Genomic DNA, 16400 nt, shown 5'->3' with positions numbered 1-16400 from the left:
CGAAAAGGATTTGGAAGGTCTCCGCAACACTGTCAAAAGTATTGTAAATCAAACATATACTGATTACGAATTCATAATCATTGATGGTGGTTCAACAGACGGAAGCGTTGAGGTCATAAAAGAATACGCCAACAAAATCACGTATTGGGTATCAGAACCTGACAAGGGTATCTACAATGCCATGAACAAGGGTATTCAGGTTGCCAATGGAGAATATCTTAATTTCATGAATTCTGGAGATTGTTTTTATAATAATGATGTATTACAGAAAGTGGCAGATTATCATCTTGAAAAAGATATGATTGTCGGTCATGATTACCATTATAATGAAGATCTGAAACTTGGTCATGTATCATTGGAGCCCATGCGACTTTCCATGATTACGTTTTACGAAGAAACACTTGCCCATCAAAGTACATTTTTTAAGAAATGTTTATTTCAAGAATATCAATATGACGAATCATACAAATTCGTTTCAGATTGGATTTTCTATTTAAGAAAAATCGTAGCAGAAGAAAAGACAGTAATCTTTATTCCAGACATTATCTGTAAACGAGAAGCTGGAGGTATCACAGAACGTCAAAACGCAAAAAGTCAAGAAGAAAAGCAGCAGTATCTGAAGAATTTCCTTGCACCTGGTGTGTATAAAGACTACGCATCTTTATCTAAGATTGACAAAACAACCCTATATAAATTCTTTTCTCTCTGTAATGAAGAAAAAAACGTCAAGATGATTAGATTCTGTATCAAAGTGATTTATCGTATATCAAAATTCTTCAAATAAAGCCATGAAATCTATTGTTGTTATATTCCCCTATTTCGGAAAGTTACCTCCACAATACGATATTTGGAGGGCGTCAGCTATACGCAATCCAAGTGTTGACTTTATGTTCTTTACCGATGCAGAAATAGCACCATATAAGAATATTATCGTCCACAAAATGAGATTTGAGGACTTTCGTATAATTGTTCAAAAGGCATTCGATTTTCAGATTATATTAGATAGGCCATACAAGCTTTGCGAATATAAACCAGCTTATGGCTATATCCTAAAAGATTACATCAAACAATATGATTTTTGGGGATTTGGTGACTTAGACCTTGTATATGGAAATATACGCACTTTTATTACTGATGAGGTATTAAAATACAAGTTTATATTAGGATGGGGACATCTTTCTCTTTTCAGAAATGATTCTGACACCAATGAATATTTTATGAAAGAAGAAAATGGTTTCCAAAAATATACTGATGCATATACAACAAGAAACATTACATTCTTCGATGAGTTTGACCATATGGGGTGTAGCGACAAATGGAAAGCATGCCGCCCAAATGATTGTTGGCTAGAGACTCCATTTGACAACGTCTCAAAGCCCAAACAAGCTTTTCATTTCAACAGTTTAACGCGAGGATGGCAACAAGTATTGTTTGAACACGATGGTCAACATTTGTACATGATTCGCATAGTCAATGGGAAAATCGAAAAGAAAGAGTCTCTCTATGCACATTTCCAACATAGGGCATTCATGAAAGATAAAATTTCAGATTACAATCACTTTCTGATTACCCCTACATCAATGATTGATTTTCCCAAACACATGATAAAATTCCATTTGTTATTTTATAGCAGGAAACGAACCTTTAGGACAAAACTTGCACAATGGAAAGACCGCATTATATGGAAATTAAACTTAGGACACTATAAATAAACAACTAATGAAGATAGCAATACTTACTTCTGGTATCTTACCTGTTCCTGCCGTACGAGGAGGAGCTGTGGAAAACCTCATTGATTTTTACCTTGAATACAATGAAGTTCACCATTTGCACGATATTACAGTATATAGTATAGATGATCAACAAGTGCACGGTCATCGCGCTCTATCTTCACGCAATAATCATTATCATTTCATCAAAACTGATACGCTTTGGGCTAAAATATGCAAAAGAATGTATCATCTATTCAACCATAAAAATGAATATTACAATTACAATATAGAGTATTTCCTATACAAATCCATAAAACATATTCGTCGTAATCATTACGATGCTATTATTCTTGAGAACAGACCTGGTTATGCTCTAAAACTCAAAAAGCTAACAGACTCAAAACTCATATATCATCTTCATAACGATAACTTAAATAGCAATACATACAAAAGCCAAGAGTTGTATCATCTTGCCACAAGTATTATCACCGTTTCTGACTATATAAGAATGAGAATACTAACAATAAATGCTTCTGACAGCAAAAGTGTTGTTGTACATAATGGAATTGATTTATCTAGTTTTTCTCATTGCAACAAACTTTTGTATGAAAGAAAAGATTTTGGTATAAGCGAAGGAGATTTCATCGTTGTATTTTCCGGACGACTAACTGAAGAAAAAGGTATTCTTCAGTTGATTACAGCATTCCATAAACTCACCAAGTACTCTAAAATCAAACTTCTAATTGTGGGAGGATCATTTTATGGACGAAACAAGGATGATAACATGTTCGTCAAAAAATTAAAAGAAAAAGCATACAACATTCAAGACAAGATTATATTTACAGGATTTAAGCCATATCATGACGTTCCGTCCATATTAGCATTGGCAGATGTTGCTGTTCTTCCTTCTATCTGGAACGAACCTTTTGGTCTCACATTGGTAGAAGCCATGGCAATGGGGCTTCCCATCGTTTCGACATCTCAGGGAGGTATTCCTGAGGTATTAACACCAGATTGTTCAATTGTACTTGACAAGAACGACCAGTTACCAGATAATATTGCGACCAGTATTCTGTCTTTATATAACAATCCAAAACAGAGAGCAAAAATGTCAAAAGCCTCAATAAGGCAATCAAAACTGTTTGACAAAGAGAAATATGCAAAACAATTCTTTGCTACTATCGATTGTTATTCATAAACCTCAAAAAACTATCTGTTTTACCATTCGATTTTTATTCAAAAGCCATGACAACACAAAGCCACCAATCAAAGCACACATAAACTGTAATATACTTACAACGCTCGTGTTCTCAAATATAGGATAAAAAGCCGCCATACGATGAGCGATGTCCTTTCCTAATACAATAAATGGTATTTCCATACAGAAAATCGTCAAGGAATGTCTTCCTAACAAGACAAGAGGAATCCGACACACTTTCGATTTTTCAAGCAGCAAAGCCAAATTAGTAAGAATCATACATCCAGCAAAACCTGCTACTAAAAAAAGAGATAGACTATTGCCATATTCTCTCACTGAAATATTCACACCTTCAGTAAATCTCAAAGCAAAAACATAAATAATAGCACATATTAACACCAGCCACTTTTCTGTAAGTAAATTTCGCACTTTAATTTCATATCCAAGAATCATAAAGATAGTAAGAAGTGGTGCAGTATCTATACTCCATGGTAATAGTACTGGTAAATGTGACATGGCAACAGACGCCAGAAAATAAACAGCCAGAACAATATATTTATATTTAAAGAAACGAAGATAAACAGCATAGAGCAAATAACATAGTGACATACAAGTCAGAAACCACAGCGGAAAGTTTCCTACTATAAAGAGTCTATAAATATCATCCGTTCCAATTGGAAAGAAACAATACCTTGAATAAACAATACCAGAAATAGCTCGCAAAGAAAAGTCATTAAATATCAACAGCAACAATACGCTAAAGAAGAAGTATGGTTTAAGTAATTTTGGCAACTTTTTAACGACAGTTATAAACCGAAATTTCTCTTCTTGATTGAATGAAAACGTATAACCCGAACAAAAGAAGAATATTGGAATCACAAAAAAAGAGGAGAAAGTCACCCATTGATAACTTTCTACATGATTTAACAATACAAAAAGAATACCAATACCTTTTGCAATATCTATGAATTCAAGTCGTTTCTTCATTTTTCTCTTGCCTTATCTTTCTCAAACACTTTGGCGGGAATGGCTGTTTGCCGGATGCCATACGCACCTTCAATCACATCAGTTCCCCATGCTGTCGGCGTCTTCCAATCACGATGATCTACCATATCAAGCCAAGCATTCTCTTGGTTATTTCCTGTCCATGACCAAGGCATAAAACCATAATCCAACTGATGACATGTTTTTAGGATTGTACGATGGTCGGCCTTACAACCGAGATTATTTTTGCCATCATTATAGTTGTAGCCAAACTCACCAACGATCAAAGGCAATTGTTTATTCTTGGCTTCTGTCAGTTTATTGATAATTTTTTGGGAGTCATTCCACGAACCATACATGTGGACAGAAAATAAAATATTGTGCAAAGGGTCGCAGTCTATAAGTTGCTGACCACCTTTTAATATGGGTAAAATATTCTGTCCCCAACCTGGAGCATCAACGACCAACGTCGTTTTGAAGCCAGCTTCACGAAGTAATGCGATAGCCTTTTCATAGCTTTTCTGCCAATGTTTCGTGGTAACACGATGAGCGCCCCACTCGTTTGCAATATTGATGAGCAGAAAGCGTTCGTAACGCATCAGTACAGTTTTGACATCTTCACGAGCATAGTATCGCGCCATATCGAGCAGCCGTTCGCCCGACGAGTTTCCCGTTACATCGTGAAGTTCCATCATCGGAATCATCTTCAGGGCTATGCAACGCTCTATGACGCGTTCCAATTCTGCGGCTTGCCCCCTTGTGTGCCATACGATACGTAGCGTATTAGCTCCTGTAGCAGCAATATCATCAAGTGCTTGATAGGCTTTTTCACCTAACCAGGCATGCGGGTTGTTGACACCCGCAATAATAAAAGGTTGTCCTGCGGCATCAATCAGTTGTGTTTTTTGGACATGAAAGTATTCTTGCGCATGACCATCAACACCAAGAATTGTCATTAGAATGGTTAGCAGTATTGACTTCATTGTTTCAGAAAAATATCTTGATTGTGATCTTTTTTATTATTTCTATTTTGCAAATTTACGAAAAAGGTTGAAAATAAAAAAATTTTGGGCAATTAATACGATTCTACCTTATAAATACTTCTGTTTGATGTAATTGACAATAAGAAATTTTGGAGTCAGCAATCGCCTTGGTATTACAACAATTATTCTTGGGACAGGATAGAATGTGGAAAGCGAAACGTTAATTAGACTCAAAGGCAAGAATATCATTCTGTAAATATATCAAACACGTCTTTTATTAATATTGTAAGGTTATTATACTTATATTACACAAAATGGTGATATGGAGGACTCTGCTGTGGCTTTGCATGATTTTTATGGTTTGACCTGTAGTTGAGCCTATGAAGATGGGACTGTTGGTGTGTTCCAGGTTGTTTTTGGGGTGGACAGAGGATTATCTCTGTTGGTTATGTGGGGGATAACTCGGTTATTTAGGTGGAAAACAAGGCATTAAAAGCCCGTGGAGGGCTTTCTACAGGGTTGAATCATAGTGACCCACGGAATGGACGAAATGGTTTTATTCGCCGTAAAAATGCTCAGTGTGGACTGGAAATGCGGGGTTCTACCTCGGCAGATTTGAGACAAAAGGCATTGTGTTGGTTTGTGGTTGCTGAAGGGTGTACCACCAGCCATGATGGTGGCATTTCGTCGAGTTTTCGATAGATTCTCGCTATTTACTCGATCGACATTCGTTGCTCTTTCGTTCGTTTTTCGCTTGTTCCTCGTTCGGTTCTCGTTCGGTCTTCGATAGACTAACGACTAAGCAACGAGAGACGAACGAGAGACGAACGAGGACCTAACGAGAAGTCAACGAGAACCGAACGAGAAGCAATCGAGAAACCGTGGGCTTTCTGTCGTGACCTGATGGCATGTAAATCTGTTGGTTTTGTAAACATAATCAGTATTTTAATTGTTGAATTATTTGTTTGATTTTTGGTTTAAGGGTATCTTTCTTATTTTTAGAAATCATCCTCGGCTTGAAATACAAAGATACAACATGACACCCCCGGAATGCAAGAGTTTTGGCAGCTTTAATTAGATATTTAACACTATTTAACTTTATTATAGATATTTTTGTTTTCAAACTCGTATAGTGTTCTCCATGGATTTTTATTGTCGCAGAAATCGTGGTAAGTAAAATCTTAAATACATCAGATGCGTGATAAGTGAAATACGAAAAGCGTTCAAAAGCCTCGGAGAAGAAGTGTGATTCTTCCCCCAAAAAACAATATCTTACAAGAATTAAGTAAGAAAAACGCAAAAGCGTACCATGTTATATAGAATCACTGTAACTTGGTTTGGCATGTCATCCAAAAACACACCATCTATTCAACAAGTATGTCAAATTGATAACACCAATTATGCATTGGGTATATCTTTTTGGGGACTATCGCAGCGTTGACAAGACCTTGACTATCACGAAGATTTCCACGAGCTCCTCTTAAATAACCACTTTTTCCTTTCTGACCATTTACAGCATACCTTACTTTAGCACCCTTCACTATCTGTGAACATTTCAACAAAATGGTATCTCCATGTACCACAACATCTTTAATAATAGATTCATTAGAGGCTGTAACAACATTAAACCCATAATAATCTACTTTGCTAACTTCTATAGTATCTATTACTAATGGAGGACAAGGTACATCTAAAACAACTTTTACCTCTCTTCCTTCAGCAATTATTTTCTTTGGATACAACCCACGATGTTTTTGATTTCTTATAATGCTTATAACCGATTCCGCATTATAATAACCAACACGTTTTTGGCTTATTGCATTTATATGCATACGTTCCCGGGCAAAAGACAAAAAATAAGTAGGCGTTCCAGCAACAAAGAAAGAATTGTCACGAACTAACTCCATCTGTGCTTGTGGTATGCTTGTCTCATATAAACTATATTCATTCTGACAGAACTCATTGCACAAAGCTAACATATTCGTTTGATAAGATACTATCTTGATATCTTGCTTTTGATGAGTAATTGCCTTTATATCTTTATTGATATCGATACTAAACTGATTCAACTTTTGTTTGTAATCAACATTTGTATAGTCATACATGTCTGACTCGCCTTGCATCCAACATATTGCGGGAACGTAGAATTTCATTCCCTTCTCATCTGCTTTCTCTTTCGCATTCTTAATATCATTGAGAAAACGCACATAAGGAGCAGTGCCTTTACTTATACCATTGATAGGTGTTGCTCCTTGTCCACCAGCAAAGACACAGACCATGGTGTCTTTTCCCAACTCGTTCACCAAAGCCTCTGCCATACCATAAACAGACACTTCAAAATCACGTTTGGATAGTTTTAGAACACGTTTGATCTTTCTTTTGACAGGACTGCAGTCATAATAGCCAAATTCATTTTTCAGATTCTCACCCACTATTCGATAGTCATAAAGTTCATTCAAACTATCGAGATTTGTAATTCGTTGCGTTTCTTCACCTAACGCCAAGCTCTGTCCATAGACAGGCACACAAACTACAACCTTACTGTCATCATTACGATTCTGGCAAGCCAGAAATGAGAACACGATTGGTATGAAAACAAAAAACAAGTCTTTTTTCATTTTTTTCATCTCCTTTGTAGTTCACTAAAGTCATCTTACTTCCTCGAATCTCTTGAAATATAGTTGGTACCGGATACTTTTATCACGCGACAATTTAAAGTCGCATTTTTAATGTCAAACGGATAAAGGAAACAAACAAGTTAAATTTTATTTAGTTAGTACATTTGATTGTTTTTGTGTTCTCAGATACCATGTCATTGACAAATATAAAAGCCCCCTTTTTAGCTATATTCAAAAAAGACAAAGAACAAAGCGATTCACGTGAACCTAATTAATTCAAGTACAAACTCGTCCACTTTTAGTGAACGAATGCAATTTTCTCCGCAAATATACACAAAAAAACATTAACATACAAGCATTTTACACAGAAAGCTCAAAATTGTTATTCAATAAACATACCTTGGTCATCACACGGCACGTCATTTATCTAAATTGCGATTAAGTAAAAAACAAGAAACAATAACTTTTTAAGAACAAATTATGTTTTTCCAACATAATTGCGTATATTTGCATTGTATATAGATACGCATTATATCTTTACCTCTAAAAAAACGGGGCATAAAACCATAACCCTGTTGATGACATGTTTTTAGGATTGTACGATGGTCGGCCTTACAACCAAGATTATTCTTGCCGTCGTTATAGTTGTAGCCAAACTCACCAACAATCAAAGGCAATTGTTTATTCTTGACTTCTGTCAGTTTATTGATAATTTTTTGGGAGTCATTCCAGGAACCATACATGTGGACAGAAAATAAAATATTGTGCAATGGGTCGCAGTCTATAAGTTGCTGTCCACCTCTTAATATAGGGTTCACTAATTATCACCCCCTAATGTTATCACCGTTTTTCCACAAACTGCATAATAAAATAGCCACAAATTGTATAGTAGATTCCCCTCAAACGGTATAGTAAAAATGCCACAAATTGTATAATAGCCATTTAATAATTTGCATATCTCACAGATTATTAATAACTTTGCAACCGAAAAAGGAAATCCAATTATGAAAGAATACAAGGCAAGAATTGCAGACAAAATACTATCAAGAAGACTGAAAAGTGTTGGTGCCGTGCTCATACAAGGTCCTAAATGGTGTGGCAAGACCACCACAGCAGAGCAACAAGCACAAAGTGTGGTCTATATGGACGACCCAGAACTCATTGCACAGAACATTGAATTGGCCAAACTTTCACCCAAAAACCTGCTTGCAGGCGCCACACCTCGCCTTATCGACGAATGGCAACTTGCCCCACAACTTTGGGATGCTGCACGTTTTGAGATTGACCATCGAGATGGTTTGGGACAATTTATCTTTACGGGATCAGCAGTTCCTGCCGACAACAGCAACATTCATCACACTGGTACAGGACGCTTTTCGTGGTTAACAATGAGAACGATGAGTCTTTCTGAATCTGGAGATTCCAGCAATGAAGTAAGTCTAAAAGATTTATTTGACCATCCAAACCTTGATATTTTCGCCACCAACAACCATAATATCGATGACATTGCGTGGCTTATCTGTCGTGGAGGATGGCCAAAAGCAACAATAGTAGATAAAGAAGTAGCCTTAGACATGGCTTATAGCTACTATGAAGCAGTGGTCAATACCGACATCTCACGCATTGACAACGTGAATCGTGATGCAGAAAAAGCAAAAAGAATCTTGCGTTCGCTCGCAAGAAACCAATGCACACAAGTAGCCATCAATACCATTTGTGCCGATATCGAAAACAACGACACAACACCCACCAATCGCATAACAGTAGCATCCTACATTGATGCGCTAAAAAAAATCTTCGTTTTAGAAGATTCTGCAGCATGGAATCCCAATCTGCGAAGCAAAACTGCGATACGTACTTCCGACACACGTTATTTTTCTGACCCATCCATAGGAGTGGCAGCATTAGGCATCGGACCAAAGGACTTGGTCAACGACCTCAACACCATGGGGCTATTTTTTGAATCAATGTGCATTCGCGACCTGCGTGTTTATGCTGATGCACTAAATGGTACCGTCTATCACTATCGCGATGGCAACGGTTTGGAATGTGATGCCGTGATTCATCTGCGTGATGGCAGTTACGGACTCATCGAGATCAAACTCGGTGGAGAGAAAAACATCAATGATGGTGCAAAGAATCTGCTTTCTCTTGCATCAAAGATTGATTCCAGCAAGATGAAATCCCCAGCTTTTCTAATGGTTATCACCGGTGTATCAAAATACGCCATTCGAAGAGAAGACGGAGTTTATGTCGTTCCCATTGGATGTTTAAAAGAATAACACCTAACAAATTACGGAACATTTTGAACAGGACTGATGTAATAATTTTCCAATTCTTCTAGAAGTAATCTATTCATTCATCTTATTTTTCTTGCAGAATCACTAATTTTCAATGGATTATATTCAAATCATCACATTTTCCACACGACTTTACCATTTCTCGCACCTTTTGATGTCATATCCAACACATGATTATAATGACGTTAATCAAGAGATTTCCTAGTTTATTAGGAGGATGAAACACATATTACACAATTTTTATTCCACAATTTTGCTTATCTCACTGAATATTAATAACTTTGCACCATAAATAAAACAAACAATGAATACAGATTTCCATACAAACGACATACAACATAATACAAATAAAGCATCAACAAAAAGGATTGAGTTTGTTGACCTAACAAAAGGATTTTGCATTTGCCTAGTTGTGCTACTTCATGTATTTGGAGAATCAGCAGGAAACACGTTCAACACTCTGAATCTATTCATGATGCCCCTTTATTTTATACTTTCCGGACTATTTTTTGGGTCACTAGTAAAACCCTGTGTCTGATTACTTGATAGATAATGCTTGTTTCTCGAAAATTGCTAGTACTTTTGCATGTGTCTAATGAAAGTTACAAGTATGAAAGATAATCCATATATGACGTTAGCTAAGTTCATTCTTCCCGGTGAGATGACAGAGTATTTCGATTTAACCAAGGTTGAATCAGATCGGTTTGGTGAAGAACATCGTCTTCATCTTTACCTTGACGAGAAGAATCTTAAGCCTGAGGGTACACCGGATGCTATACCTAATGGGTTCTATGAAGAATCGTGTATTAACGACTTTCCTATACGCGAGTATCGCACCGTACTCCATGTGCGTCGTCGCAGATGGAAGAATGTGGAAGGCAAGAGCATATCAAAAGACTGGCATATGGTTGCCAAAGGAACCCGCTACTCAAAGGAGTTTGCGGCTTTTTTAAAAGAATTCCTTGGATACATCCCCGATTACTGCCAGATCGCTCCAGAAACCATATCACATAAAGGCTGACGAGTTTGGACGTGCATACAAGGATTACCTTAGCGACTTTCGTACCTGGAAGCATCAGTCTCATGCACAGAAGTGGCTCATATTTCCTCGTAACATAGGGCCAAACCTCAGCATAGACGAGACAGCATTCACAAATGGAGATCTATACACTGTAATCTCCAATAAGGATGCCCATGGCCGTAAAGGGGCTTTAGTATCCATCGTAAGGGGTACGAAGGTGGAAGATGTTGTAGCAGCCATACAAAAGATACATTGGTACTTACGTTGTAAAGTGCGTGAAGTCACGATGGACTTCTCGGAAGGTATGCGTCAGATTGTACTTGAATGTTTCCCTAGTGCTACCATAACACTTGACAGATTCCATATGCAGCAACTTGTAAGTGATGCCATGCAAGAACTCCGTCTCAAACATAAGAAGGAGGAGCAGAAGTTCCAGAACGAACAGCGTAAACTCTTCAAGGAACAGCTCAAGGAAAAGTATGAGCGAAGCCTCAAACGTCGAAAGAAGAACAAGAAGGACAAGCGTGGACGCAAGCCTATTCGTAAGAATAAGGCCTTTGTGCCAGAGAGACTCTCTAATGGTGACACTATACCGGAACTGCTCTCTCGCAGTCGCTATCCACTTATGGTTTCTGGAGAAAAATGGACAACGACACAGAAGGAAAGAATCTCTCTCTTGTTCGAGCGCTATCCAGACCTCAAAGAAGCCTATTCTATCGTACACTCTCTACGCATGATATTCAGCAATCCAAAAACGACATGGATTTCGGCATACGAGAGCATGCAGAAATGGTACGAGAAGGGCAAGGCCTTTGCCAATGACTCTTTCAACACTGCTGCTGACACTATACGTGACAGGGAAGATGAAGTACTCAACTATTTTATCAACCGTGCAACAAATGCATCTGCCGAGTCACTCAACTCAAAGATAAAGCAATTTAGAGCTCAGCTCAGAGGGGTTGTAGATCTTGACTTTTTTCTCTATAGATTGTCTATGATCTTTGGGTAGACACAGGATTTTACGGGTGAGCCAGAAAAATCCTCAGAATAGTTGCTTGCGAAAGTTTAAATAAAAAAGTCGATAATTTTTGTCGTTATGAAATAAATCGTTATCTTTGCAGCGGACATCGTGACGGAGTGTTTTGCACGAAGGAAACGAGTCTAAGTCTCTGCGCATACCATGCCTCTAAGATTGAAGTCTTTAAGGTGGAAAAGGGGTGGGTGGAGATACGACATATGGAAGGCGTTTACTTGACGCTTTGTTCTTGACGAATCGGAATCTAGCAAATTACCAGTATTGTAGTCATGAACATAGCAACGGTAGATGCTCATGGTTGTGATTATGTTGCAACCAGTGGAGGCTTATACCCTGCGTATGGGCTTTCCATTTGGTGCGATAATCATATCGGCGTGGGCTCTAACGTTGTCTGTTCTACTACAACAGGCAATGCTAGCGTCTTGAATCGTGGAATAGACAATAGGAAGTTCCCACGCCTCTTTTGTGTCCAAAAGAAACCTATAACTTAATAAAAAATGTATTGGGGACGTACAAAGGAATATTGCATATGGAACAAAATGTCTAATCAATTTTAGGATTGTTGCTTTTGTCGCTTTAGCAGGAGTAAGTCGTTGGGCAATGAAAGGGGCATTGCATCTGCTTTTATACATATGACCTGCAGTAATTTGTTGGGTAGATGAACTATTTGACGAGACGACAATTAATCAAAATCTGGAAGATGATCGCCAAGTTTCGCTATGGTGAAACTTAACCGGTCAGTAGTGATATGAAAAATAAATAAAATATGAGAAATTTACGTAAGAAAGCGGTTTGCATGCTTAATTTGATAGTATCATTCTTGTTTCCTATTGTAGGTATCGTCTTTTATTTTATGTATAAGGAAAAAATTGCAAATGCGAAGTGGTGCTTATGGGTATCTTTGCTTTCTGTGTGTCTTTTGGGCCTTGGCGGAATTTTGTAAGTCAGCCATCTGTGTTTTGTGTGGATTATGGAGTGGAATTGCCGTAAGGATCGATAAGCCACAGGTAGAAAACACCTGCGTACGTGACAAATCACTACAATGATGTTTTGATTGTCGCCTTTGTCGTTTGTAATAACATTTTTTTATTGCTTATCGCTAAAAAAAATATTGAAAACTAATGTGCTGTGAAATTAAAAGTCAATTTAAGTGATATGAGAAAAGGCCTCATAAATATAATCCGGCATGACTATAAGAAGGAATCACTACTGATGTTTTTCCCTTTTATGAACCTGTTGTTCATGCATTATTATTTTTACGTAAACAATTTTATAGAATGGACATGGCTTTATTCGAAAGTTATCAATCTCTGTGCCATCACTTTTGACGTTTCTGTCATGTTTCTTTTATGTCTTCTGGTCGTAAAACGAAATATGAAGTTGGCTTTGCTCATGATTCAAGTTGTTACGTTGGCTTGGGCATTTGTCAACGTTGTTTATGGTCGTTTTTTCTTTCAATACCTGCCATTGTCTGTCATTCAAGAGACATCTGGGCTAGGCAACAGTCTCGTCATTAACAGTATTTTGCCTGAATTCCATTGGTATGATTCCTATTTCATATTTACATCTATTTGCTTTTTCCTCATATACAAAAAGACTACAGACAGACGAATTGATATAAAAGTAATGGTCCGTCTTATCGTGATACCTCTTATGTCTGTCGTCATTTCTATTGTGGCATATTCCGCATATCATTTTGCTCACCCCCGTTATCGAAACAACAGCGACCTGTATTTTTTTCGTATAAAAGAATTGCTCTATGACTCCAGTTGTGGGGGGACTCCCAATTTGGCTCATTTCCAGACGGGATCTTTACGCGTAGCCTGTTTTGAAATATATGATTTGCTGAAGACCACTAATTTGACTTCCGAAGAGAAAAAAGAGATAAATGATGTAGCAACCGACTATTCTCTACGCACGACCCATCATCCACGTAATCCTGAAATACGTAATGTCATTTTTGTCTTGCTTGAATCTTTCTTGTCAGAACCGATAGGATTAGTGGTTGATGGAAAAGAGATAACACCTTTTCTCAATCAGCTAAAGAGAGAGGAGAATGTCTTCTATAATGGTTATATGAAATCTGATATAGGGTGTGGCGAATCAGGTGATGGCCAATTCATATATATGAACGGAATCCTTCCTCTCAAAACCCAGATGACTATCGGGCAAATAAAAGACAAAGCTCTGCCTTCACTTCCAAAACTTCTTCAAAAGACATGGAAAAATTGCCGTACAGAGATTTACTTTCCCACTTCTCCGAATCTTTGGCAACAGGCACACATGAACCATGTCTATGGAATAGATTATTCATATTCTATTGAAGACATCAAAGACGGCAAAGACGGCGATGTTGACGATGAGATGATTTTCGACTTCGTTTCGAAATCATTAAATAAGAATGATGTGCCATTTTTCTCTTTGATATTGAGCTTGTCAACGCATAGTCCCTATGACAAATATCATGGGGAAGATTATCTTGCAGGAAATAAAACACTACCTGTTGAATACAAAAATTATTTGAACACTTGCCATTATACGGACAGTCAGCTAAGGAAATTCTTCGATACTATCAAACAAAAAGGACTATACCATCAGTCGCTAATTGTCATCGCATCTGATCATTATGCACATGTTGATATGCTGAAAATGCAAGGAAAGCTATCAGATCGCACGCCTTTATTTATTGTAAATGGGGATATCGACAAACAATCTGCATGGGGCAAAGATTTCCATCAAATTGATGTCTTTACTACTCTTCTTGATATACTGAATATTGATAGCAAATGGAAAGGACTTGGACATACACTCCTGAATCCTCATTATAAGAGTTCTGTAGATGCTACATCATATCGTGTCTCAGAATGGATTATTAATGGAGATTACTTCCCATCACGGAAATAGGGTGTAATTCCGCTTGACGATAAGAATACATAACCTGTGGGCGGAATTAATTTAGTGCATACTTAATTCTGCCAATGGGTATGATTTCTATTTCATAGAGCTGTACCAATACTTCATTCCAGGGAAAGACATGATCTGTGTTGATAATCTTAAATGAATAGAGAGTCTGTTATCCATCCACATAGAAACATGAAGAGCTTTGATAGTCGATATTATACTTAAAAACACAAAATATGAGGCATTTTTCGCAATATTAAACTTTATTAACTTTCAAACTATTGCAAAGGGACACAAAATAGAGTACTTTTGTATAAGCAAAAATTTTATATATGAGGGACGAGTTACTAAAACACATTAGGAACATAAATAAAAAATCATCAGTTCAGGGTCGAATCTTGGAACAGTTTGTATCACAAGGTACTTTTACTATTCCAGAAATGTCAAAGGCTGTTGGCGTTAGTCTTCCTACTGCGACAAGCGCCATCAACGAACTCATCAAAGCAGGACTCGTAAGAGAGGTCGGAAAAAAAGACATCTCTTCCGGTCGCATTCCTATGGCTTATGATCTTGTTCCTAACGCAGGCTATTTTGTTGGTGTAAACCCTGAAATGGACTGTCTTGCTCTTGCTGCAAGCGATTTCTGCGGCAATCTGATTACAGAAAAGGTAAGAGTCCCTTATACATACGAAAACACTCCTGAGAATCTGGAGCAAATGGCTAAAATTATCAACGATTTCATTGCTACACTTCCTTACGCTAAAGAAGAAATCCTCCAAATTTGCGTGAATATTGCAGAGCGTGTGAATCCTTTTGAGGGAAATGCCTACAACATGTTTACCTTCCTTGAGGAGTCGCTGACCAGTAAACTCACTAAACTTATTCAGATTCCCGTCTGCATCGAAAACGACACAAGAAGCATGACATTTGCTGAGTTTATCAAGGGACGAAGCAAAGGACTGAAGAATGTCATTTTTGCCAACGTATGTTGGGGCTTAGCCATCGGCATTATTATTGACGGCAAACTCTACTACGGAAAGTCGGGATATTCTGGCGAATTTGGCCACATGACAGCCTATAATAATAATATTATCTGCCATTGCGGAAAGATCGGTTGCATAGAAACAGAAGTTTCAGGAAGGGCACTCAAGAGAAAACTGACAGAAAAAATCTTAAATGGCAAGACCTCTATTCTCTCGGATAAAGTGCTCAACCAAAAAGAGGAACTCACACTAAAGGACCTACTGGAGGCCATCGACAAAGAAGATGTGCTCAGCCTTGCAACGTTACAGAACATCGCTGACGAACTTGGTAAACAGCTGGCTGGTGTCATCAACATCTTCAATCCTGAAATGCTGGTCATCGGCGGCGAAATGTCGGCAACGGGCGACTACCTCACCCTCCCTGCAAGAATGGGCATCAAGAAATTCTCTCTCAATATTGTAAATGAAGATTCGCAGATTGTGACTTCAAGTCTAAAAGGACTTGCCGGCATTACAGGAGCATGCCTCATGGCAAGACACAGACTGTTGAATGATAGTATCAAAGGCTAAATAAACACTTTTTTTGTTTACAAAAAAGCTTCCGGCAAGCAGCCGTCAACTTGTACAAATAGTCTAAAACGTTGCAGACGGGAAGTCACTCCCA

General features: G+C 37.8%; 13 protein-coding genes. 9 read left to right on the top strand and 4 right to left on the bottom strand.

Going from position 1 to position 16400, the window contains the following annotated elements:
• The 3 genes from CIK89_RS05845 to CIK89_RS05835 all read left to right on the top strand — a co-directional run.
• Positions 1–784 (top strand): glycosyltransferase family 2 protein (locus CIK89_RS05845; protein WP_094390466.1); only part of this gene is annotated, 784 nt, incomplete at its 5' end.
• Between the two features lie 4 nt (positions 785–788).
• Positions 789–1712, top strand: a complete 924-nt coding sequence (locus CIK89_RS05840; protein ID WP_094390465.1) for a DUF6625 family protein — start codon at positions 789–791, stop codon at positions 1710–1712.
• Positions 1713–1719: 7 nt separating this feature from the next.
• Complete coding sequence (locus CIK89_RS05835) at positions 1720–2910, top strand: glycosyltransferase family 4 protein (RefSeq protein ID WP_094390464.1); 1191 nt, start codon at positions 1720–1722, stop codon at positions 2908–2910.
• 3 nt (positions 2911–2913) lie between these two features.
• Here the strand turns inward: CIK89_RS05835 and CIK89_RS05830 are convergent, their stop codons facing one another.
• The 4 genes from CIK89_RS05830 to CIK89_RS14025 form a co-directional block, all read right to left on the bottom strand.
• On the bottom strand, positions 2914–3897 hold the full coding sequence (locus CIK89_RS05830) for an acyltransferase family protein (protein WP_094390463.1): 984 nt from the start codon (positions 3895–3897) through the stop codon (positions 2914–2916).
• Complete coding sequence (locus CIK89_RS05825; protein ID WP_094390462.1) at positions 3894–4877, bottom strand: cellulase family glycosylhydrolase; 984 nt, start codon at positions 4875–4877, stop codon at positions 3894–3896. The genes CIK89_RS05830 and CIK89_RS05825 overlap by 4 nt, the downstream gene beginning before the upstream one ends.
• A gap of 1364 nt (positions 4878–6241) precedes the next feature.
• Positions 6242–7504 carry a sialate O-acetylesterase gene (locus CIK89_RS05815; RefSeq protein WP_094390460.1) on the bottom strand — a complete coding sequence of 421 codons (1263 nt, stop codon included), beginning with the start codon at positions 7502–7504 and terminating at the stop codon, positions 6242–6244.
• A gap of 458 nt (positions 7505–7962) precedes the next feature.
• A complete protein-coding gene (locus tag CIK89_RS14025; protein WP_144007360.1) occupies positions 7963–8313 on the bottom strand; it encodes a cellulase family glycosylhydrolase in 351 nt (116 codons plus the stop codon).
• A gap of 186 nt (positions 8314–8499) precedes the next feature.
• Between CIK89_RS14025 and CIK89_RS05805 the strand changes: the two genes are divergently transcribed.
• From CIK89_RS05805 to CIK89_RS05780, 6 genes are all read left to right on the top strand, one after another.
• On the top strand, positions 8500–9777 hold the full coding sequence (locus CIK89_RS05805; protein WP_094390458.1) for an ATP-binding protein: 1278 nt from the start codon (positions 8500–8502) through the stop codon (positions 9775–9777).
• Between the two features lie 322 nt (positions 9778–10099).
• Entirely contained in the window at positions 10100–10333 is a 234-nt protein-coding gene (locus CIK89_RS14020) for an acyltransferase family protein (RefSeq protein ID WP_094390457.1), read from the top strand.
• 72 nt (positions 10334–10405) lie between these two features.
• Complete coding sequence (locus CIK89_RS05795) at positions 10406–10816, top strand: hypothetical protein (protein ID WP_094390456.1); 411 nt, start codon at positions 10406–10408, stop codon at positions 10814–10816.
• Positions 10758–11825, top strand: a complete 1068-nt coding sequence (locus tag CIK89_RS05790; RefSeq protein WP_094390455.1) for a transposase — start codon at positions 10758–10760, stop codon at positions 11823–11825. Before CIK89_RS05795 ends, CIK89_RS05790 begins: the two co-directional genes overlap by 59 nt.
• A gap of 1155 nt (positions 11826–12980) precedes the next feature.
• The gene (locus tag CIK89_RS05785; RefSeq protein ID WP_144007359.1) at positions 12981–14756 is read left to right on the top strand and encodes an LTA synthase family protein; all 1776 of its coding nucleotides are present in this window, start codon (positions 12981–12983) and stop codon (positions 14754–14756) included.
• 395 nt (positions 14757–15151) lie between these two features.
• Positions 15152–16306 (top strand): ROK family protein, encoded by a 1155-nt coding sequence (locus tag CIK89_RS05780; RefSeq protein WP_254046625.1) that lies wholly within the window; start codon positions 15152–15154, stop codon positions 16304–16306.
• Positions 16307–16400 lie beyond the last annotated feature (94 nt).

The sequence above is a fragment of the Prevotella sp. P4-119 genome (assembly GCF_002251345.1).
In the GTDB taxonomy this organism is placed as follows: Bacteria; Bacteroidota; Bacteroidia; order Bacteroidales; family Bacteroidaceae; genus Prevotella.
The sequence above is the reverse complement of the archived record's forward strand: the minus strand, read 5'-3'. Positions and strand labels throughout refer to the sequence as shown.

What these genes read in the sequence shown, in the direction of transcription:
- CIK89_RS05840 (WP_094390465.1), top strand. Translation starts at nt 789, where the DNA reads ATGAAATCTATTGTTGTTATATTCCCCTATTTCGGAAAGTTACCTCCA.
- CIK89_RS05835 (WP_094390464.1), top strand. Translation starts at nt 1,720, where the DNA reads ATGAAGATAGCAATACTTACTTCTGGTATCTTACCTGTTCCTGCCGTA.
- CIK89_RS05830 (WP_094390463.1), bottom strand. Translation starts at nt 3,897, where the DNA reads ATGAAGAAACGACTTGAATTCATAGATATTGCAAAAGGTATTGGTATT.
- CIK89_RS05825 (WP_094390462.1), bottom strand. Translation starts at nt 4,877, where the DNA reads ATGAAGTCAATACTGCTAACCATTCTAATGACAATTCTTGGTGTTGAT.
- CIK89_RS05815 (WP_094390460.1), bottom strand. Translation starts at nt 7,504, where the DNA reads ATGAAAAAAATGAAAAAAGACTTGTTTTTTGTTTTCATACCAATCGTG.
- CIK89_RS05805 (WP_094390458.1), top strand. Translation starts at nt 8,500, where the DNA reads ATGAAAGAATACAAGGCAAGAATTGCAGACAAAATACTATCAAGAAGA.
- CIK89_RS14020 (WP_094390457.1), top strand. Translation starts at nt 10,100, where the DNA reads ATGAATACAGATTTCCATACAAACGACATACAACATAATACAAATAAA.
- CIK89_RS05795 (WP_094390456.1), top strand. Translation starts at nt 10,406, where the DNA reads ATGAAAGATAATCCATATATGACGTTAGCTAAGTTCATTCTTCCCGGT.